The 19,915-nt window shown below is 41.9% G+C and carries 21 protein-coding genes; 1 reads left to right on the plus strand and 20 read right to left on the minus strand.

Features of this window, described 5'->3' with window-relative positions; genetic code table 11:
• Positions 1 to 6: 6 nt before the first annotated feature.
• The 20 genes from PHA78_RS12190 to PHA78_RS12285 form a co-directional block, all read right to left on the minus strand.
• Positions 7 to 945 carry a YitT family protein gene (locus tag PHA78_RS12190; protein WP_029175419.1) on the minus strand — a complete coding sequence of 313 codons (939 nt, stop codon included), beginning with the start codon at positions 943 to 945 and terminating at the stop codon, positions 7 to 9.
• Positions 932 to 2,683, minus strand: a complete 1,752-nt coding sequence (gene aspS, locus PHA78_RS12195; RefSeq protein ID WP_272158299.1) for an aspartate--tRNA ligase — start codon at positions 2,681 to 2,683, stop codon at positions 932 to 934. Before aspS ends, PHA78_RS12190 begins: the two co-directional genes overlap by 14 nt.
• Before the next feature lie 94 nt (positions 2,684 to 2,777).
• Positions 2,778 to 3,230: a GNAT family N-acetyltransferase gene (locus PHA78_RS12200; RefSeq protein ID WP_024418382.1), complete on the minus strand. Its 453-nt coding sequence runs from the start codon at positions 3,228 to 3,230 to the stop codon at positions 2,778 to 2,780.
• 9 nt (positions 3,231 to 3,239) lie between these two features.
• Positions 3,240 to 4,151: an aldo/keto reductase gene (locus PHA78_RS12205; protein WP_024377576.1), complete on the minus strand. Its 912-nt coding sequence runs from the start codon at positions 4,149 to 4,151 to the stop codon at positions 3,240 to 3,242.
• A gap of 69 nt (positions 4,152 to 4,220) precedes the next feature.
• Positions 4,221 to 5,234, minus strand: coding sequence for a glycosyltransferase family 2 protein (locus PHA78_RS12210; protein ID WP_024377575.1), 1,014 nt, complete (start codon positions 5,232 to 5,234; stop codon positions 4,221 to 4,223).
• A 142-nt stretch (positions 5,235 to 5,376) separates the two neighbouring features.
• The gene (locus PHA78_RS12215) at positions 5,377 to 6,729 is read right to left on the minus strand and encodes a metallophosphoesterase (RefSeq protein ID WP_024377574.1); all 1,353 of its coding nucleotides are present in this window, start codon (positions 6,727 to 6,729) and stop codon (positions 5,377 to 5,379) included.
• Positions 6,730 to 6,814: 85 nt separating this feature from the next.
• On the minus strand, positions 6,815 to 8,332 hold the full coding sequence (locus tag PHA78_RS12220; protein ID WP_024376006.1) for a flavocytochrome c: 1,518 nt from the start codon (positions 8,330 to 8,332) through the stop codon (positions 6,815 to 6,817).
• Between the two features lie 129 nt (positions 8,333 to 8,461).
• Positions 8,462 to 8,911 (minus strand): thiol reductase thioredoxin, encoded by a 450-nt coding sequence (locus tag PHA78_RS12225; RefSeq protein ID WP_024377573.1) that lies wholly within the window; start codon positions 8,909 to 8,911, stop codon positions 8,462 to 8,464.
• Between the two features lie 65 nt (positions 8,912 to 8,976).
• Complete coding sequence (gene rpsD / locus PHA78_RS12230; RefSeq protein ID WP_002938227.1) at positions 8,977 to 9,588, minus strand: 30S ribosomal protein S4; 612 nt, start codon at positions 9,586 to 9,588, stop codon at positions 8,977 to 8,979.
• Positions 9,589 to 9,898: 310 nt separating this feature from the next.
• Entirely contained in the window at positions 9,899 to 10,462 is a 564-nt protein-coding gene (locus tag PHA78_RS12235; RefSeq protein WP_125064787.1) for a TlpA family protein disulfide reductase, read from the minus strand.
• A gap of 18 nt (positions 10,463 to 10,480) precedes the next feature.
• Positions 10,481 to 11,176, minus strand: coding sequence for a cytochrome c biogenesis CcdA family protein (locus tag PHA78_RS12240; RefSeq protein WP_125070126.1), 696 nt, complete (start codon positions 11,174 to 11,176; stop codon positions 10,481 to 10,483).
• Between the two features lie 302 nt (positions 11,177 to 11,478).
• On the minus strand, positions 11,479 to 11,730 hold the full coding sequence (locus PHA78_RS12245) for a Veg family protein (protein WP_002938218.1): 252 nt from the start codon (positions 11,728 to 11,730) through the stop codon (positions 11,479 to 11,481).
• A 3-nt stretch (positions 11,731 to 11,733) separates the two neighbouring features.
• The gene (gene dnaB / locus PHA78_RS12250; RefSeq protein WP_125070127.1) at positions 11,734 to 13,089 is read right to left on the minus strand and encodes a replicative DNA helicase; all 1,356 of its coding nucleotides are present in this window, start codon (positions 13,087 to 13,089) and stop codon (positions 11,734 to 11,736) included.
• Between the two features lie 33 nt (positions 13,090 to 13,122).
• Entirely contained in the window at positions 13,123 to 13,575 is a 453-nt protein-coding gene (gene rplI, locus PHA78_RS12255; protein WP_044754897.1) for a 50S ribosomal protein L9, read from the minus strand.
• A gap of 9 nt (positions 13,576 to 13,584) precedes the next feature.
• On the minus strand, positions 13,585 to 15,546 hold the full coding sequence (locus tag PHA78_RS12260) for a DHH family phosphoesterase (RefSeq protein WP_272158302.1): 1,962 nt from the start codon (positions 15,544 to 15,546) through the stop codon (positions 13,585 to 13,587).
• A 106-nt stretch (positions 15,547 to 15,652) separates the two neighbouring features.
• Complete coding sequence (gene mnmG, locus PHA78_RS12265) at positions 15,653 to 17,569, minus strand: tRNA uridine-5-carboxymethylaminomethyl(34) synthesis enzyme MnmG (protein ID WP_024381277.1); 1,917 nt, start codon at positions 17,567 to 17,569, stop codon at positions 15,653 to 15,655.
• On the minus strand, positions 17,566 to 18,027 hold the full coding sequence (locus tag PHA78_RS12270; protein ID WP_024387310.1) for an NUDIX hydrolase: 462 nt from the start codon (positions 18,025 to 18,027) through the stop codon (positions 17,566 to 17,568). The genes mnmG and PHA78_RS12270 overlap by 4 nt, the downstream gene beginning before the upstream one ends.
• Positions 18,005 to 18,448 (minus strand): NUDIX hydrolase, encoded by a 444-nt coding sequence (locus PHA78_RS12275; protein ID WP_192369401.1) that lies wholly within the window; start codon positions 18,446 to 18,448, stop codon positions 18,005 to 18,007. The genes PHA78_RS12270 and PHA78_RS12275 overlap by 23 nt, the downstream gene beginning before the upstream one ends.
• A gap of 16 nt (positions 18,449 to 18,464) precedes the next feature.
• Positions 18,465 to 18,917 (minus strand): NUDIX hydrolase, encoded by a 453-nt coding sequence (locus tag PHA78_RS12280; protein ID WP_192369402.1) that lies wholly within the window; start codon positions 18,915 to 18,917, stop codon positions 18,465 to 18,467.
• A 141-nt stretch (positions 18,918 to 19,058) separates the two neighbouring features.
• Positions 19,059 to 19,385: a winged helix-turn-helix transcriptional regulator gene (locus PHA78_RS12285; protein WP_002938209.1), complete on the minus strand. Its 327-nt coding sequence runs from the start codon at positions 19,383 to 19,385 to the stop codon at positions 19,059 to 19,061.
• Between the two features lie 125 nt (positions 19,386 to 19,510).
• Between PHA78_RS12285 and PHA78_RS12290 the strand changes: the two genes are divergently transcribed.
• On the plus strand, positions 19,511 to 19,900 hold the full coding sequence (locus PHA78_RS12290) for a nuclear transport factor 2 family protein (protein WP_002938206.1): 390 nt from the start codon (positions 19,511 to 19,513) through the stop codon (positions 19,898 to 19,900).
• Positions 19,901 to 19,915 lie beyond the last annotated feature (15 nt).

Genomic DNA, 19,915 nt, shown 5'->3' on the forward strand with positions numbered 1-19,915 from the left:
TGTCAATCAGTCACTTTCCACAAACCGACCAATAATATTGACGTTGTCAGCTACAGATACAAAGGCTTGAGGATCTGCTTTTTTCATAATTTGCTTAAATTCACTAAACTCCGCACGTGTGATAATGGTAATCAGAACCGTTTTTTGCTCATGATTATACGCCCCTTCGGCACCATTGATAATGGTTACACCGCGATTTAGCTTTTTATGGATTTTTTTGATAACTCGTTCTGGTTGATTGGTAATAATCATAGCCTGCATCCGCTTTTGCTTGACATAGATTGCATCCGTCATGCGGCTGGAGATAAACAGCGCAACCATTGAATACAGGGCATATTGCCAGCCAAAGGTCATCCCTGCAATCAACATAATCATAATGTTGACAATTAAGGAAATGGAGCCAACTTGACGTCCCGTCTTCTTGCGAATAATAATAGAGACAATATCAGTACCACCACTAGATACATTGTTCCTAAGCGCAAATCCAATCCCAGTTCCCAGCATGAGACCGCCAAAAATAGCATTGACTAAAGGGTCTGTCGTCAGGGTAACTGGCGGCATAAATTGGATAAAGAAAGAACTGAAGGATACCGTAATAAAGGTAAAGATAGTAAATTTATAACCAATTTTATACCAAGCTAAGATAAGCAAGGGGATGTTCAGACCGTAATAGACCACCGCAATCGGTACATTCCAACCAGCGTAAGAAGCTGCCAGAGCAGAGACAATCTGGGCAAGACCAGTAACTCCAGACGAATAAACATTCCCTGGTCTAAAGAAAAAATTCACCGCAATACTAGATAGGAGTCCATAAATAATGGACCCCGATATCCGTTCAGCATATTTTTCCTGAGAAATTCCCAAAATGACCGACCAAAACTTATTCTTTCTGGCCTTTCTTAAGAAGCGTACACGCTGTTTTCTGAAAAATTTATTCATTTTCAAGAGTTATATCTAAAGCTAATTCCTCTAATTGTGCTGATGCAACCGTACTTGGTGCCTGTGTCATTGGATCAGATGCCTTGTTGTTCTTCGGAAAGGCAATCACTTCACGGATATTATCCTCACCAGCCAATAACATGACAAAACGGTCCAACCCGATAGCCAATCCACCGTGTGGTGGGAAACCGTAGTCCATAGCTTCTAGCAAGAAACCAAACTGCTCATGCGCATCTTCAGCTGAGAAACCAAGAGCCTTGAACATCCGTTCTTGCATGTCTTTTTGGTTGATACGAAGGCTTCCCCCACCGAGCTCATAACCATTTAGGACAATATCATAGGCAACTGCACGCACCTTCGCCAAATCACCATCCAAATGATGAGCTGTTTCTTCAGTTGGCAAGGTGAATGGATGGTGGGCACTCATGTAACGTCCTTCTTCTTCTGACCACTCAAACATTGGCCAATCTACAATCCAGAGGAAGTTGAACTTACTTTCGTCAATCAAGTCCTGTTCTTTAGCCAAGCGATTACGCAAGGCTCCCAAGGTATTGTTGGCAACTTCCAATTCATCTGCTACAAAGAGAACCAAGTCCTTGTCTTCAAGTTGTAAACTTGCTGTCAAGTTTTCTGTAATACCCGTCAAGAACTTAGCAACTGGGCCCGCTAATTCTCCCTTGTCTACTTTAACCCAAGCAAGTCCCTTAGCACCAAATTGTTTGGCGTAGTCTGTTAATTTATCAATATCTTTACGTGAGTAGCTATCCGCCGCACCCTTGACCACAATGGCTTTAACAACTGGTGCTTCTGAGAAGACCTTGAAGTCAACTTCCTTGACAGTATCTGTCAAGTCTTGCAAGAGCATGTCAAAACGACTATCTGGCTTGTCTGAACCATAGAAGTTCATAGCATGGTCATAGGACATACGTGGAAATGGCAAGGTCACATCGATCCCTTTGGTATCTTTCAAGACCTTAGCAATCAAGCCTTCTACGATGTCTTGGATTTCAACTTCATTCAAGAATGAGGTTTCCAAGTCCACCTGTGTAAACTCAGGTTGGCGGTCCCCACGCAAGTCTTCGTCACGGAAACACTTAACGATTTGGTAATAACGGTCAAAACCAGCGTTCATCAAAAGCTGCTTAGTAATCTGTGGACTTTGTGGCAAAGCATAGAAATGACCTTTTGACACACGAGAAGGCACCAAGTAGTCACGCGCACCTTCTGGTGTTGACTTGGTCAACATTGGTGTTTCCACATCGATAAATTCCAAGTCATCCAGATAATTGCGAATGCTGTGGGTTACCGCTGCACGTAATTTGAAGTTGTTGAGCATTTCTGGACGGCGAAGATCCAAATAACGGTAACGAAGACGAGTGTCATCGCTGGCTTCAATGCCATCCTTGATTTCAAATGGAGTTGTCTTAGCTGTGTTCAACACTGTCAAGCTGGTTACTTGCAGTTCAACAGCTCCTGTCGGGATATTGTCGTTAGCTTGCTCACGCTCAACAACCGTTCCTGTTACTTCGATAACGAATTCAGAGCGAAGACTCTCAGCTTTTGCCATCACTTCAGCCTCAACTGACTCAGGGTTAATCACCAATTGCATAATGCCTTCACGGTCACGCAAGTCAATGAAAATCAGGCCACCTAAGTCACGACGGCGGCCAACCCAACCTTTCAAAGTAATTTCCTGTCCGACATGCTCCTTACGAACACGTCCAGCATACATAGAACGTTTCATATTCTTCCTCTTTTACTGATTTTATACCTATTCATTCTACCATAAAATAACTGATTTTTGGGGGAAATTGCCGAGAAAAATCGAAAAACCAGCCTTAAACGACTGGTTTGCTGTATAGCATATCCAAATGCGGAATATCATCCTCCAAATATACTTCAGAAACTGGCTTAAAGCCAAGCGATTGATAGAATTTTTCCAAATAGGCTTGGGCACCGATTTTAATCTGACTTTCCTTCCACTCGATTGTAATGTAAGCGATAGCTTTCTCCATCATTGGTCGCCCCAATCCTTTACCACGATGGCTTGGCTTGATGACCACACGTCCGATGGAAACTTCATCATAACTTAGACCAGCTGGCAAGATTCTCAAGTAAGCTACTAACTCTCCATTATCCATTCCTAAGAGGTGAAGACAGTTTGGATCCTTACCGTCAACTTCAGGATAGGGACAGGCCTGTTCAACAACAAAGACATCAACTCTCAGTGTCAAGATACCGTAAAGTTCCTGTAAACTTAGTTGGTCAAATGATTTTATTTCCCACTGCATAAGTACCTCCTAGGGCAAGATGTTGCCTGCGCTTCTGTAAATATCGTACCATTCTGGTCTAGTCAAAGTAATCTCACTTGCTTGGGCAATCTTTGTCAAACGATCTGGATTCATGGACCCAACTATGGTTTGAATCTTTGCTGGATGACGCAAAATCCAAGCTACCACAATTGTTTCATGTGAAACATTGTATCGCTCTGCTATTTCCCCAATCGTTTGATTTAAAAGAGCATAGTCAGGATGGTTAGCAAAAATACCTCGTTGCAAATCAATCAAGAAAGGAGACCAGGCTTGGATAGTGATTTTTTTAAGCTGGCAATAATCAATCAGCCCACCATCACGCATAGTCGCAGCATCATCTTTCATATTGACATGTAGTCCAGCATCAATCAAAGGCGTGTGGGCTGGAGAGAGCTGCAATTGATTAACTGCAAGCGGTTGATCGAGATAGGACTGTAATAACTCCATTTGGTAAATGTTTTGGTTGCTGACGCCAAAATGATGAACCCTCCCTGCTTTTTTCAAGAGATAAAAGGCTTCTGCCACTTCCTCTGCCTCCATTAGAGCATCTGGACGGTGTAAGGCGAGAACGTCTAAATATTCCGTATCCAAGCGCTTCAAAATCCCATCCACAGATTCCAAAATATACTCTTTTGAGAAATCAAAATAACCTTTACGAATGCCACATTTTGATTGGAGAAGCAGGTCCTCACGTTTCAATCCCGCCAATTTTGCCCCCTGAGCAAAACGGATTTCTGATTCACCACCACCATAAATATCCGCATGATCAAAAAAGTTGATTCCCTGTCCAACGACTGTATCTAACACTTTAGCAGTTTCCTGCTCTGTCAGACTAGCCATTCGCATACAACCTAGACCAATTCGTGAAACTTCTAGACCTGTTTGTCCTAATCTTTGCATTTATCTTCTCCTTTGTAAACGCTTTTCGTATTCCTTATTATAACAGAAAAACTCAGCCGAAACTGAGTTTTAGTTAAAACCATAAATTCTTTTAGCGATTTTATAGACGGCATTGGAAATTTTTCGACCTGGGTAACCGTAAAGGTTGGTTAATTGCCCAAGTAACCCTTTTCGAACAATTTTAAATAGAGCAGGATTATTATCACGAATATAATGCCATAGTTCCTGCTTCTTCATCATATGCTCAGCTGTTCCAGCACGATTGAGAAGGGCACAGGAGATAATGGTCGTAATTTCCACATGATTGAGTAGGTAACTTCGCAAATCAGGATTGTCAATCGCCTCCAAGTCCAAATTATCTACCAAGATTCGATTGACTTTTAACTGCTGGTCAATGCGCTTAATCATGACGGATTCATTGACAGACTGGTCATTTCGCCCAATAAAGTAACGATAAAAATCGACTGGAAGATAGTACATCGTTTTCACTGCTTGTAAGGGGGTAAATACGAAAATATTATCCACATAGAAAGTATGCTCTGGCAGAACAAGACCAACCTCCCGTAGCAAATCTGTCCTGTAAATCAAGGAATGCATCATCATGTATTGCCCCTTGGAAAATGCCCCCACATCTTCCCAGCCAAAAATCCGATTTTCTGGTAAAACATCCTGATAAGACATGGATTTTTTGCGAGATTGTCCCTCTTTTTCATAAACAAAGTTGGAGATAAAGGCATCAACTGGCGTATTTTCATCTTCCAAAGCCTGCAAACTCTCTAGGATCTTCAAATAGGCCCTGGTATCGACCCAGTCATCTGAATCTACAACTTTAAAGTACTTACCCTTAGCCTCACGTATCCCTGTATTAACAGCTCCGCCATGGCCCTTATTCTCTTGATAAATAGCTCGTACATTCGAAAATTGATTAGCAAGTCCCTCTGCAATTTCCTGAGTCCGATCGGTCGAACCATCGTTAATAATCAGAATTTCAACCTTATCACCACCCATCACAAGGGAATGAACGCAGTAATGAAGGTAGGCCTCCGAATTATAACTCGGAATAGCAATGCTTAGTAAGGTCATCTTTCTCTCCATTTGACACAATTTGTTACTATTTTATCATATTTTCAGGAAAGTTGCAGAGCACAATTATTTTCAAAAACAAACTTATTCACAAGCTGTGGATAAGTTGTGGATTTCTTTGTGTTTCTGTGGATAACTATTATCAGTTTTTGGTGGTAATTTCTAGTTTTTCCACATCTCGACTTTGGCTCCGTTTTATAATCACATCAAGATAATCAGCCAAGAAACTTCTCGGTGATGCTGCTTGCAAGGTCTGATAAGTCTGGCTTGGAAATACCTTCTCATCTAGCCAAGTCTGATCTAGTTTTTCTCCTGAAAAATAAGCACGGTTGGCCGGCATGATAAATTGTGAAATAGCATCTGCCGTCTCCCCATCATACCAACGCTCATCGTTTAACACATTGTGGACCATGATGTCACTGGTATTGTCAAAGACAGTTTGTAAGTAGGTAACGTGATCCTTCAAATTTGGATCACTAGGTTGGTGCTTTTCTGTCCACGAAGCCATATCAAGTTGAGTTTTTTGATAGTGAATACTTGTATCATCAAGGCTCAATTGACCGATAATAGCTGGATAAATAGAAAATGCTCCATTGACCACCTCTGTATAGTTAACTTGTCCCAAGTCTTCCTTAACAATATTCTGAGAATGAGTGTGCCCTGAAAAACCAAAATGAATCCCATATTGATTGAACAAGGTCTTCAAATCGGCAGCATTATCCAAAGTATAGCCTTTTGTCAGCATGGCATGCTGTTGCAAGACATTGTGATGGACAACAGGTATCAGGCTCACTCCAGCTTCCTTGGCTGCCTGAAGCTGAACTTCTATCCATTCTAGGGTCTCTTTTTTGATACGTCCATTGGTTGGAGGAGCTCCTTTTCCGTAGCTGTCAGAGTAGATGTTGCTGTCTATCATCAGAAACCAAGCATTGGAAAATGGTTTGGCCAGGTAGCTCAATGAGGCTTTGTCACGACTGCTAGCTTGTTGATAACCGTGATTGACAAATAGCTCTGCAAATTGCTGAGCAGTGACCTGATCCGTCACTATCTGCTGGTCTCCCTTAAAGGCCCTAGCCCATCCACTGGCAACATCATGGTTACCAGGAATCACCAAAACTTCCGTTCCATGTTCTTCCATGCGTGTAAAGTATTGCGCCAACTCAACCATGCTATGCTTTTCACCGTTTAGAGTCAAATCTCCACTGACTAGTAACAAGGAAGGATGTTCACGCTCAACCTGCTCAACCAAAGCCTCCATCCGCTCTTTTCCATAACGTAAATCCTTGCCAGCAGCTGTTTTTTCTATATAGGAAAAAGCCTCTCCATCATCAAATAAATCCTGTGATAAATAATGCAAATCAGTGATAATCCAGATTTTATCCTGGTCTCTTAATTCAGCCTCGGCATAGGATTGCTGACGCTGACCAGCAATAGCAGACCAAATCAAAACAATGACTACAATAGCTCCTAACAATAATACTATTTTCTTCTTCATACCTTAAAAGTATATCATCTTAGAGATAGAGGGACAAGAAAAAGAAGCTCGACCATCTTTCTGCCGAGCCTCTTGTATCTACAATTTATTTCTTAGCAAATCCTGCTGCTTGTTCGCCAGCCTGACGACCAAATACGATGATGTCTGCTACTGCATTACCACCGATACGGTTTTGACCATGAACACCACCAGTTACCTCACCAGCAGCATAAAGACCTGAAATTGCTGAACCGTCTGTTTTCAATACTTCAGTATTGGTATTGATTTTCACACCACCCATTGTATGGTGGACACCAGGTGCAACTTTAATCGCATGGTAAGAACCAGTATTCAAAGCATGGTCCATACCTGATGTACGACCAAATGCCGCATCATTTTTGTCTGCCACAGCCTTGTTCCAAGTATCAAGTGTTGTTTGAAGAGCATCCGCAGGTACACCAATTTCTTTAGCCAAATCCGCAAGAGTAGCACCCGTTTTTACAAGACCTTTTTCTTCATACTGAGCAATAGCCTTCACACGATCTTTCAAGGCATCATCAAAGATAACATAAGCGTAGTTTGGATCCAAACTATTGATAGCCGCAGAAACTTTATCACGAGTTTCCAATTCGTTAACAAAACGCTCACCTTTTGAGTTGACAAGGATAGCACCTTCGCCACGAACTGCTTCTGTAATCAAGTAAGAAGTTTCTTGCTCAACACTTGGGTGAATTTGGATTTGTTCCATATCAACAGTTGCTGCACCTTCTGATTCAGCAAGTGCAATACCGTCACCTGTTGAACCTTCTTGGTTGGTTGTAACATAACCTTTCAATGCTGGGTTTAATTTAGCAACCATTTCCAAATCTGCACCGAAACCACCAGTCGCCAATACAACTGCTTTAGCTGAGATTTTCTTAGTTTCACCAGCAATCTTCACTTCAACACCTGTCACAGCCCCATCCTTGTCTTGGAGTTTTGTAACATCTGCATTGACAAAAATTGGTACTTCACGTTCAACAAGATTGTGGTAAAGACCATTTACCAAGTAGCCACCGACAGCTGAACCATCTGCAGGACGGTGGGTACGTTTCTCGCTCATACCACCAGTTGTAGTTAGGTTGCTAAGAGTAATCCCCATTCCATCCAACCAGTCAATTGCACCAGCTGAGTTATCTACAAGGTAACGAAGTAATTCCGGATCATTTGTTCCTTTACCACCTTTAAGTGTTTCTTCATAGAATTTATCGTTTGAATCAGCAATACCTTCCGCTTCTTGGAATTTGGTTTGTGAAGCATTCATACCAGCTGATGATTTAGCCGTATTACCACCGATAACAGGCATTTTCTCTAACAAAACAACACTAGCACCAGCATCTTTAGCTGAGATAGCTGCCGACATACCTGCACCACCTGAACCAACAACGATAACATCGTAGCTATCTTTCAACTCAGATGGATCTGTATAAACTTTCTCAGATGCACCTGAAACAGCTTCTTCTGATGAAGAAGAGGTCGTAGATGATGAAGATGTAGCTGTCTTTTCAGACTTGCCTCCACATGCCACTAAAAACACAACAGCAAGTAGACTCAATAATAAGCCTAACCAAGCTTTCTTTTTCATGATAAACCTCCAATTTTTATCTGATATTAGTATTATACAAGATTGTGAAATGTTTTTCAATCTGTTTTGAAACATTTTTCACAATAATATAAATGCATAGAATTCAAATCATACATTAATAAAAATTATTTACCACCCTTGAAGAGCTAAAAAGCTTGCTATTTCGGAAATTGTTGCCTGACTCCCTTTACGAAGTATTCCAGATAATTTACCCGATTTATAATAGGTTAAGCTAGGAACCGTAGCAAGACCTTGACTCTGTCGAAATTGTTGTATTTTTCCACTCGGATCCGACTCGCTATCCAAATAGTAGATAGTCGCACGTGATTGCTCTACTGCCTCTGTTAATTTCGGAACAAAATCACGACAATAAGGGCATGTCTCACGACCTATGTATAATATAAATTCTTCCTCGTCTTGGACCTTTTGCTCCACTTCATCTATCGAAATAGTCTGGTAACTCTTTACAGCCTTCACATAGTCTGATTCATTTGGCGTAGTCGCTGATTGAGATAGAAAGAAGGCCCCACCTACGACCAAAATAGCTATTAGCACTAGCAAAAAATACTTACGCCACATAATCCCTCCTAAAATACAGACAAAAAGCCCTTGTAAATAGGGCTTTTAAAATATCAATACAAATCTTAGAGCATTTTGTTGTAGAATTCTACGACAAGAGCTTCGTTGATTTCTGGGTTGATTTCGTCGCGTTCTGGCAAGCGAGTCAATGAACCTTCAAGCTTTTCAGCATCGAATGATACGAAAGCTGGACGTCCAAGAGTTGCTTCAACAGCTTCAAGGATAGCTGGAACTTTGATTGACTTCTCACGAACTGAGATCACTTGACCAACTTCAACGCGGTATGAAGGGATGTCAACGCGTTTGCCGTCAACAAGGATGTGACCGTGGTTTACGAATTGACGTGCTTGACGACGAGTAGTTGCCAAACCAAGACGGTAAACAACGTTGTCCAAACGACGCTCTAAAAGAAGCATGAAGTTGAAACCAAGAGTACCTTGTTTGATTTTAGTAGCTTGTACGAACAAGTTACGGAATTGTTTTTCACCCAAACCGTAAGAGAAACGCAATTTTTGTTTCTCAGCCAATTGCAAACCGTATTCTGACAATTTAGAACGGTTGTTTGGTCCGTGTTGACCTGGTACGTAGTTACGACGTGCCAATTCTTTACCTGTACCTGTCAATGACAAGCCAAGACGACGAGCTTGTTTCCAAGATGGTCCTGTATAACGTGACATGTGTTATGTCCTCCTAAAAATAAAAATTTCCGTCATTTCGTTTCTCTTTTATTACGTCGTTAAGTCGGCTTGGCATACCTCAGTATAGCCTGCACCTCCTTGCCTAGTACTAAAAGGAAACAAAAAGACTTGTCTGTAGGAAATAACGTTTTAAGCAAACCTGATTCGTGCAGGAGGCCTTCATCGAAACAGCAACGATTACTCTTCTTGCTGACCTTCTGTTGACGAGCTTCATTTTGCCCTGCTGTTATTTCGCACAAAGGTTAGTATAGCACAAAAAAAAGGCTCTGTAAAGCCTTTTTCATCGTTCTTATTGCATTTCTTCCAATAATTCAACCAGCTTATCCTTTTGAACCTGTCCTGCAAAAGAAACCTTGAGGGTTCCATCACTATTGATGAGAATATGTGTCGGAAAAGCAGCAATACCAAAATGTGTCATCGCCTGATCTTTGGTATCAAATAAGACTGGGTAGGTCGCTCCTAACTCACTGGCCTTCTCCAAGATCTCATCCTTGCTCACATCCGCAGGATTGGTATTCGCAAACTCAGCATCCTTAGGTGACGTGATAGACAAGAAAACATAATCTTCCTTATCCTTGTACTCTTGGTAAACTTCCTCCAATTCTGGGATTTCTCTCTGACAAGGACCACACCAGGTCGCCCAAACATTGATATAAATCTTTTTCCCCTTGTAATCCGCCAGATTGACATCATTTCCATCCTTATCCTTTAGGGAAAAATCTAGCGTGACTGGTTGATTGACCTGTAAAGTCGACTCAGTAGAAGACGGACTGACCAATGGTAAGAGAGAGCAGGCAGTCAAAACAAAGCAAGAAACAAGTAAGCAAACGACAATTGATACCAACTTTTTCATAAATAAATCCTTTCTATCCTACTGGAAAAAACGCACAAGATGTTGGAAGAAACCTGTTAAAATACTCAAGCCTATCAAGAGCAATAAATAGCCTGAAATACGCTTAGTCCAAGCCAAATAGTGCCGATTATTCTTGAAGAAGGCCAACATTTTCTGAGAAAAGAAGGCAACCAAAATAAAGGGAAGAATAAAGCCAAGACAATAGACCAACAGCAAGATACCGCTCAACCAACCCTGCTGACTGCTAGCATAAATAAAAACAGATGCCAGAATAGGTCCTATACATGGAGTCCAAGAAAAACTAAAGGTAAAACCCATCAGGAAAGCTAGATATGGAGTGACCTGTTTCCCTGCTTGGTACACCTTATTTTTAGCAGAAAATTCACGCTCTAACATGGGAATATTGAACCAACCCAACTGCAAAATTCCCATCAGAACAATCAATAGACCACTAATAATCTGCAAGACTTGAGCATTTGCTTGTAAGACCCTGCTCAGCAAACTAGAGGCAAATCCCAATAAGAAGAAGGTCAGAGCAATCCCAACTACAAAACTTAGCGTATTTACGAGAACCTTCTTCTCTCCCTCTTTCCCCTCAGCTCCACCTGCCAACAAACCAATGTAGATAGGGAGAATGGGCAGAACACAGGGTGATAAGAAAGACAAGAGCCCTTCTGCAAACAGAGCCAGAACTGTAAACCATTGAAATTCCATATAAACTCCTTTCTATCTAGCTCAAAAGACAGTATTGAAAACGTTTTTATGTACTAATATTGTAACACACCGCTTTACCTTAGTCAATATATCGTTTTGTTATAGTCGAATGAATTAGCTTTCAGACAAGGAACTGAGGTGCAGGTTGCTAGCACAGCCTAGTGGCTGTGCTAGGTTGGAGATATAACTTGCAAAGCAAGTCACTTCTGCAGAGTACGGCAAGCCGAAAGTGACGATGTATCAAAGTTAATTCAAATGACTATAAATCATACAAAAAAGCCTGCAATCACAGGCTCCCATTCCTAATCCAAGTAATGAATCAAAATCTTTTCTGTCAAAATATCTGAGTAAGTATACGATTCCACAAAGGTATTGTTTGGATCTTCAAATTCAACGATAAAGAGAGACTGATAAACCTCTACAATACGCCCCTGCTTATTCTTCTCACGCTTACGACCATTTTCAAGGGTCAACTCGACAATCTGCCCCTCATGGTCCTTAATATCTTGTTTGATTTGCTTCATTTTAGCAACATCTGTAAATGCATCACTCATTCTCTATCCATCCTCCCTCTTGGAAATACTTGCAAATTTATTGTATTCTTTTTGGAACAGCAGTTCCACGGTACCACGCGCACCGGAACGGTTTTTCTCGATGATCACTTCAACCGTGTTATTTGGAATGCCGCCGTCTTCTTGCTCACCGCGCTCATAATAATCATCACGATATAAGAAGGCAACGATATCCGCATCCTGCTCGATAGATCCCGATTCACGAATATCAGACAGAACAGGTCGCTTATCCTGACGTTGCTCCACACCACGCGACAACTGACTGAGGGCAATAACTGGAACCTTCAATTCCTTGGCCAAAATCTTCAACTGACGGGAAATCTCAGAAACCTCTTGTTGTCGGTTTTCCCGACCTGTTCCCGTAATCAATTGAAGATAGTCAATCAAGATCAAGCCCAGATTGCCCGTTTCCTGAGCCAACTTCCGTGAACGCGAACGAATCTCTGTAATCTTGATACCTGGTGTATCATCAATGTAAATGCTAGCCCGAGCCAGGTTAGCTTGAGCCACCATGTACTTATTCCATTCTTCCTGCGTCAAATGCCCCGTACGAATAGCCCTCGAATTGATAACCCCCTCAGAAGCGAGCATACGGTCCACCAAGCTCTCCGCACCCATCTCCAAAGAAAAGATGGCAACGGTCAAACCTAATTTTGTACCAATATTCTGAGCAATATTGAGAGCGAAGGCCGTCTTACCAACCGCAGGACGAGCCGCAAGAATAATCAACTCTTCCTCATGCAGACCCGTTGTCATGGCATCAAGGGCAGGATAGCCAGTCGCAATACCTGTAATATCCGAAGTCTGTTTGGCACGGGTTTCAAGATTGTCAAAGTTGATATTCAAAACATCATCAATCCGCTTGAAACCACTTCGACTAGCACCTTCGCTGACATCAATCAGAGCTTTTTCAGCATTGGCGATAATGTCATCTGAACCATCCGCACCCTCATAAGCCTGATTAACTGCATCTGTCAAACGGGCAATCAGTTTACGGAGATTAGACTTTTCAGCAACAATCTTGGCATAGAATTCCGCATTGGCTGCCGTCGGTACCGAACTGATAATTTCAGCCAAGTATGCCAAACCACCGATATTTTCCAAATCACCATGGTTCACTAAATAGTTACGCATGGTAGTCGCATCAATTGCCTCATTTCTATCAGAAAGAGCAATCATAGCTTTAAAAATTAGCTTATGAGCATGTTTGAAAAAATCTTCAGCTTCAATGTATTCACGAACGAAGACCAGCTTGCCTTCATCAAGGAAAATAGCTCCCAAGACCGACTGTTCAGCCAGAATATCCTGCGGTTGCACCCGCAATTCATCCAACTCTGCCAAGATCTCACCTCCTCACTGACAATGATAACTTTTCTAAGCTTCTTTAATGCTCAAATTGATAACGCCTGTCACATCTTGATAAATTTTGACAGGAACATCAATCAAACCAAGGGCACGAATTGGGTGGTCTAATTGGATATGACGTTTGTCAATCTTGATACCAAATTGTTTTTCCAATTCTTCAGCAATCTTCTTGCTAGTGATAGAACCAAAGGTACGACCGTCTGGACCCACTTTTTCGACAAATTTCACTAATGTAGCCTCTTCTGCCAACTTGGCCTTGATAGCCTCTGCTTCAGCAACCATTTCCGCATGAGCTTTAGCTTTAGACTTTTCTTGACCACGAAGAGCGCTGATTGCTTGCGTTGTAGCTTCCTTAGCCAAATTTTTCTTAATCAAGAAGTTTTGGGCGTAACCTGTTGGAACTTCCTTGATTTCGCCTTTTTTTCCCTGACCTTTTACATCTGCCAAAAAGATAACTTTCATCTGCTTCACCTAACTTTCTTTTATTTCCTCATAAATTTTACTGATGAGTTTTTCCTTAACTTGTTCAAGGGTTTGGTCATAGACCTGGGCTGCCGCCAAATTAAAGTGACCACCGCCCCCCATTTCTTCCATAATGCGTTGAACATTGATTTTACTATGACTCCTTGCAGAAATAGATACATACCCTTTGGTATTTCTTGTTACAACGAATACCGCCTCAATTCCTGCCATGTCCAATATTGTATTAGCAGCCTTACTCGGAATAATATTATCGTATTCTTTAGTATCATCTGCACACGCAATAACAACATTGGACTCAATTCTCTGCCCACTTAAAATCAGTTCATTGATTTGACGATATTCCTCAAAATCTGTCGCAGCAATCTGCTGGATTTCCAAGCTATCGCTACCACGAGTCCGCAAGTAACTAGCCACATCAAAAGTACGACTAGTCACACGAGAGGTGAAATTTTTTGTATCAAGCATAACCCCAGCCATCAATAAACTAGATTGAATGCGATTAAGCTTATGGTGTTTGTCATTCTGGAACTGAATTAATTCCGTTACTAACTCACTCGCAGAACTAGCACCACTCTCTATATAAGTCAAAACTGCATTATTTGGGAAATCTGTATCGCGACGATGATGATCAACCACCACAACCTGAGTAAATTGTTCATAGAAATCCTTATCCAAAGTCAAGCCAATCTTTGAATGATCTACCATGATTAACAACGACTGGAAAGTGACCATCTTCATGGCTTCCTCAACCGTTAGCAAATTAGAACAATTTTCATCACTCAACTTCTTGATAGCACGTGCAATATCTGGTGCCATTTCATCTGGATTATACACCGTATAGGCATTGTTCATAATATTTTGAGCAAAGTACTGCATACCGACCGCGGATCCAAGCGCGTCCATATCTAAATTACGATGTCCCACCACAAAAACAGCATCAACCGATTTGAGCTTATCTGATACAGCAGACATCATAGCACGAGTCCGCGTACGTGTTCGTTTAACGGAAGAAGCCGAGCCACCGCCAAAGAAAAGTGGCTGTTTACTCTCATCATTTTCCTTGACCACAACCTGGTCTCCACCACGAACCTCAGCCATATTGAGATTTTGGAGCGCAACCTGTCCGATTTGGTGATGGTTTTCATTACCATACGCCAATCCCATACTCAAAGTCAAACCTAAATCTAACTTTTTAGCCTCCTCGCGGAACTTATCAATAACTGAAAATTTATTCTCTATCAATTTTTCCAACACAGCATAATCTGTAAAGAAATAGAATCGATCCATTGTGCCTCGTCGGTAGTAGATACCGTAATCATGGCAAAATTCCGAAACAAATTGAGCCAAGAAGGAATTGACTTGGCTAATCTGTGAATCAGATACCGTGTCCTCGAGTTCATCATAATTATCAACTGAAATAATCCCTATAACAGGACGGCTTCCGATCAAACTATTTGTCGCTGAGTACTCTGATGAAGCATCAAAAAAGTAAAATAACCCTTGATCAAAATCAACGTTAACAGCGTATCTCTTGCCTGAAAAGTTTGCATAAATTCGCTCCTCATCCAGACCAACGTCAATAATTTCACGTAGTTTTTTTTGATCAAACTCACCATTTTCTTGAGCAAAAATCAGCTCAGCAAAGGGATTAAACCATTCTACCTGATTACTATCTGGTCGAACTTTGATAACTCCCACTGGCATTTTATCCAAGAGCATCATCAAACCAGAATTGGCCTGATTATTGAGATATTCAATCTGTTCTATCTCACTAAATTCATAAGAATGTTTTTGATAAATAAACAGCGCAATCAACACTAATAGGCTGATGAGTAGCGCAAAAACTGTACTGGCACCAATTGGAAAAAATCGGTGGACAAGAGCCACCAACCCAAATAAAATGACACCTATCATGACAAAATGAATTGTCGAAAATCGAAATTTTTTCATCACTAACCTCTGCCTGCCATTCTACCATAAATTCAGTAAAAAAGCTACTTTTCACATGATTTTAAAGTAGTTGACATATAGCTGACATACAGCGAAAAGAACAGCCTTAGTGACTGTCCTTTGATTTGTTTTTAGAAATGGAACGACTACGTCCTTCCAGATAAACCATGAGAATGGAAATATCGGCTGGATTGACACCGGAAATCCGACTAGCTTGTCCAATGGTTTCTGGTGAAATCAGCTTAAATTTTTGGCGAGCCTCGGTCGCAATGGAGTCAATATCATCCCAGTCAATGTCGGCTGGAATGCGTTTTTCTTCCATACGTTTCATCTTCTCCACCTGATCCAAGGCCTTGGCAATGTAGCCCTCATACTTGACTTCTGTTTCAATCAATTCAATGGTCTTGGCGTCCAAATCCTCTGCCGCAGGACCGATAAAGGCTACCGCATCTGCGTAAGTCACATCTGGACGACGCATAAATTCCTTGGCAGTCAAAGCGTCTGTCAAAGGCTTGAAGCCCATAGCAACAACTTTTTCGTTGGTTTCCTTGATTGGCTTGAGTTTGATAGACTCCAAACGCTTCATTTCATTGTCAAATTGGTTTTTGTGAATCTGGAAGACCTGCCAGCGTTCATCATCTACCAAGCCAACCTGACGACCAATCTCCGTCAGTCGCATATCAGCATTGTCATGACGCAGAATCAAGCGGTATTCTGCCCGACTGGTCAAGAGGCGGTAAGGCTCCACCGTTCCCTTGGTTACCAGGTCATCAATCATAACACCAATGTAGCCGTCGCTTCGTTTCAAAATCAGCTCAGGCTTGCCCTGCACCTTGAGGGCTGCATTGATACCAGCGACAATTCCCTGACCTGCTGCTTCTTCATAACCTGATGTTCCGTTGGTCTGACCTGCTGTAAAGAGCCCTGAAATCTTCTTGGTTTCAAGCGTCGCCCGCAACTGGTGCGGCATAACCATATCGTACTCGATAGCATAGCCCGTCCGCATCATCTGGGCATTTTCCAAGCCTTTAATAGAGTGGATCAAGTCCTGCTGCACATCTTCTGGCAGACTGGTTGACAGCCCTTGAACATAGATTTCGTCTGTATTGCGACCTTCTGGCTCTAGGAAAAGCTGGTGGCGTTCCTTATCCGCAAAACGGACAATCTTGTCCTCGATTGACGGACAATAACGGGGCCCAATCCCCTTGACAATTCCTGAAAACATAGGTGCTCGATGAAGATTACTGTTGATAATCTCGTGGCTGGTGGCGTTGGTATAGGTCAACCAGCAAGGAATTTGATCCAGCAAATAGTCCTCGTCCTTGGACAAGAATGAAAAGTGGTTTGGCTTTTCATCGCCTGGTTGAATCTCCGTGTCTTCGTAGTTAATGGTACGAGCATTGACACGCGGTGGTGTCCCTGTCTTGAAACGACCGATCTCAAGTCCCAATTCTTTCAGATTATCCGCTAGCGTGATAGAAGCTAGGCTATTGTTAGGACCTGACGAATACTTGAGGTCACCGATGATAATCTCACCACGCAAGGCTGTACCCGTCGTCACCACAACTGCCTTGGCTGAAAATTTCTGGTTGGTAGCCGTGCGGACACCGATAACCTTGCCGTCTTCCACTAAAATCTCATCAATCATGGTTTGACGCAGGGTCAGATTTTCCTGACGCTCCACCGTCCGCTTCATCTCTGCTGCGTACTCTGCCTTATCTGCCTGAGCCCGCAAGGCACGAACAGCCGGTCCCTTGCCCATATTGAGCATCTTCATCTGGATATAGGTCTTGTCAATGTTGCGACCCATTTCGCCACCCAAGGCATCAATTTCTCTTACCACAATCCCCTTGGCAGAGCCACCAATGGAGGGATTACAAGGCATAAAGGCCACCATATCCAAGTTAATAGTTGCAAGCAAGGTCTTACAGCCCATGCGGCTGGCTGCCAATCCTGCTTCTACACCCGCATGCCCCGCTCCGATCACGATGACATCGTAGTTTTCTGCAAATGTGTGTGTCATGTTGTTTTCTCCTTCATATTCATGATGTGTTTGGCTTGCCCATTCCAGTTTGGCAATTCTTGAGCCAGAAAGGCTGGCACGATATCTAGGTTGACAAGTTTGTCAAGTTCAATCCATTCACACGTTTGTTTTAATTGGCCTTCAATCATCTTCTCAGGGATTTCTCCAATAGGCTCCACGATAAAATGAAACTCGATGTTGTGAAAGTCTATACCTTCATGTGTAAATTGATTTTCGACAACAAAAGCCAGTTGGTTGACACGACTGTCAATCCCTAATTCTTCTTTGACTTCTCGAACAACCGCATCTGCCGCCACCTCATTGACCGCAATAGCACCGCCAATGGTATAATAGCGTCCCTTAGAGTCCTTCGTGAGAAATATTTTCCCATCTTTTATAATCAATGCAGTGGCCCGGACACCGAAAATCTGGTTGTCAACTCTGGTTCTGAAATCCATTCATCCTTCTCTTTTCTAAAATTTCGTCCAGATATGGAACTAAGTTTTTCTTGTTTTCATCGCGCCTAGTAAACCATATAAAATCAGTATGCTCTTCTGGATCAAGAAGAATGGTTTTGGGCTGTTCAGGAAGTGCCACTTCATAGACCAGCCTTGTAAACACCGTCTGTTTTTCTTCATCAAACTGACTATCTTCATGGATAATGGTCAGATTTTCCTTGGCTATCGAAATACCTGTTTCTTCAAAACACTCTCTCACTGCAGCATCACGGGGCAACTCATTCTCCTCAACACGACCGCCTGGAATGTCCCAATATTGAGGAAAAACATTGGGTTTGCCACGCTTAATCTGCAAACGCTGAATAATCAAGTGACTGTCTGCAACAGTCAGCAAGACATGGGCAATCAATTTAACAGGCATGGTTTCCTCCGCTACTTTAGTTGTCTTTGTTCATAAAATGCTTTAGTTGTCCGTCCCATTTGGCTAGCTCGGTCTTAAGAAAGGCTGGATTGAGATCCAGTTTCTCTAAGTCCGCAAAAGCAACCCATTCACACTGACGAATAGAATTTCCTTCTTCCAGATTGGGAGCAGGATTAGATAGTGGGGTAACTATATAGAGAAATTCAATCTGATGATAGGATTTCTCCTGTAAGGTGAACTGATTTTCAACGATAAATGCTAGTGGTCCAAGTTCCACCTCAATTCCGATTTCTTCTTGCATTTCCCGTTGCACAGCCTCTTCGGTTGTTTCGCCAAGCTGAATAGCTCCACCCAAAGTGTAGTAAATCCCTTCAGGCGACTTAACAAGATATAACTTCTCATCTTGTACCACCAAGCCCGTCGCACGAACACCAAAAATCTGATTGTCAATTCTGGTCCTAAAATCCATCTTCTCTCCCCAATCGCAAAAAATAGCCAAAACTCTCGAAAATTGCAGGACAAAAAAGCCTACAATTCCCATGAGCTTTGACCATCATGATGATTGTTACTCTTATTTTAGCAAAAGATTTGTAGAATTTCAAATCTGGTGTTACGTTAACGTTTCAATATATTCTAAGCCCCAAGCCTCAACAGCATCCAGCACCGACCGAAATTTTTCACCCATTTCTGTCAAGCTGTACTCTACACGAGGTGGGACTTCTGCATAGACCGTGCGACTAATAATGCGATCCTCCTCCAATTGTCTAAGGTGCCTTGTTAACATGGTTTGGGTAATCCCTGGAATTAGTCGCTGTAATTCATTGAAGCGTTTCGTTCCTGTACTGAGTTGGTAGATAATCACCAATCCCCACTTACCAGTCAAGACTTTTTGCGTTGTTGCAAAAGGACAAATACCATATTCACTAACTTTTTTCAAAAAAATTCTCCTTTATTTATCACAATAGTATCACTTTTGATACCAACAAATACAAAAGTACCTACTTGCATAATTGACTACTTCCACTATAATTGTACTATATCAAAAAAATTGGAGGACATCAAATGTCAACAAACTTGGAAATTTTTAATGCCTATAACAATGCTCTCATCGCTGGTGATTTTGCAGCTCTTTTTGAAACAATGGCTGACGACATTATCTGGCATCAACCCGGAAATCATTCAACATCTGGTGCTAAAATTGGTAAGGAAGTACTCGGAGCACATCTAGCAACTTTCGCCGAAAAAACAAATGGAACTTTCAAAGTAGTGACAAACTGGGTGTCAGATAATGATACTCTTGTTGCCGCTAACGTAACATTCCTCGGTACTAGAACAGATGGTGAAGAACTAAACATGAATGGTATCGATCTTTTTCGTATGGAAGATGGCAAAATCAAGGAAGTTTGGCTCTTCTCAGCCGACCAAACCGCCGAAGATGCTTTCTGGGGATAAGATAAAAAGCTTAGT

The sequence above is a fragment of the Streptococcus sp. HN38 genome, assembly GCF_028335765.1.
GTDB classification, from domain to species: domain Bacteria; phylum Bacillota; class Bacilli; order Lactobacillales; family Streptococcaceae; genus Streptococcus; species Streptococcus suis_P.

What these genes read in the sequence shown, in the direction of transcription:
- aspS (WP_272158299.1), bottom strand. Translation starts at nt 2,683, where the DNA reads ATGAAACGTTCTATGTATGCTGGACGTGTTCGTAAGGAGCATGTCGGA.
- PHA78_RS12200 (WP_024418382.1), bottom strand. Translation starts at nt 3,230, where the DNA reads ATGCAGTGGGAAATAAAATCATTTGACCAACTAAGTTTACAGGAACTT.
- PHA78_RS12205 (WP_024377576.1), bottom strand. Translation starts at nt 4,151, where the DNA reads ATGCAAAGATTAGGACAAACAGGTCTAGAAGTTTCACGAATTGGTCTA.
- PHA78_RS12210 (WP_024377575.1), bottom strand. Translation starts at nt 5,234, where the DNA reads ATGACCTTACTAAGCATTGCTATTCCGAGTTATAATTCGGAGGCCTAC.
- PHA78_RS12215 (WP_024377574.1), bottom strand. Translation starts at nt 6,729, where the DNA reads ATGAAGAAGAAAATAGTATTATTGTTAGGAGCTATTGTAGTCATTGTT.
- PHA78_RS12220 (WP_024376006.1), bottom strand. Translation starts at nt 8,332, where the DNA reads ATGAAAAAGAAAGCTTGGTTAGGCTTATTATTGAGTCTACTTGCTGTT.
- PHA78_RS12225 (WP_024377573.1), bottom strand. Translation starts at nt 8,911, where the DNA reads ATGTGGCGTAAGTATTTTTTGCTAGTGCTAATAGCTATTTTGGTCGTA.
- rpsD (WP_002938227.1), bottom strand. Translation starts at nt 9,588, where the DNA reads ATGTCACGTTATACAGGACCATCTTGGAAACAAGCTCGTCGTCTTGGC.
- PHA78_RS12235 (WP_125064787.1), bottom strand. Translation starts at nt 10,462, where the DNA reads ATGAAAAAGTTGGTATCAATTGTCGTTTGCTTACTTGTTTCTTGCTTT.
- PHA78_RS12240 (WP_125070126.1), bottom strand. Translation starts at nt 11,176, where the DNA reads ATGGAATTTCAATGGTTTACAGTTCTGGCTCTGTTTGCAGAAGGGCTC.
- PHA78_RS12245 (WP_002938218.1), bottom strand. Translation starts at nt 11,730, where the DNA reads ATGAGTGATGCATTTACAGATGTTGCTAAAATGAAGCAAATCAAACAA.
- rplI (WP_044754897.1), bottom strand. Translation starts at nt 13,575, where the DNA reads ATGAAAGTTATCTTTTTGGCAGATGTAAAAGGTCAGGGAAAAAAAGGC.
- PHA78_RS12260 (WP_272158302.1), bottom strand. Translation starts at nt 15,546, where the DNA reads ATGAAAAAATTTCGATTTTCGACAATTCATTTTGTCATGATAGGTGTC.
- mnmG (WP_024381277.1), bottom strand. Translation starts at nt 17,569, where the DNA reads ATGACACACACATTTGCAGAAAACTACGATGTCATCGTGATCGGAGCG.
- PHA78_RS12270 (WP_024387310.1), bottom strand. Translation starts at nt 18,027, where the DNA reads ATGGATTTCAGAACCAGAGTTGACAACCAGATTTTCGGTGTCCGGGCC.
- PHA78_RS12275 (WP_192369401.1), bottom strand. Translation starts at nt 18,448, where the DNA reads ATGCCTGTTAAATTGATTGCCCATGTCTTGCTGACTGTTGCAGACAGT.
- PHA78_RS12280 (WP_192369402.1), bottom strand. Translation starts at nt 18,917, where the DNA reads ATGGATTTTAGGACCAGAATTGACAATCAGATTTTTGGTGTTCGTGCG.
- PHA78_RS12290 (WP_002938206.1), top strand. Translation starts at nt 19,511, where the DNA reads ATGTCAACAAACTTGGAAATTTTTAATGCCTATAACAATGCTCTCATC.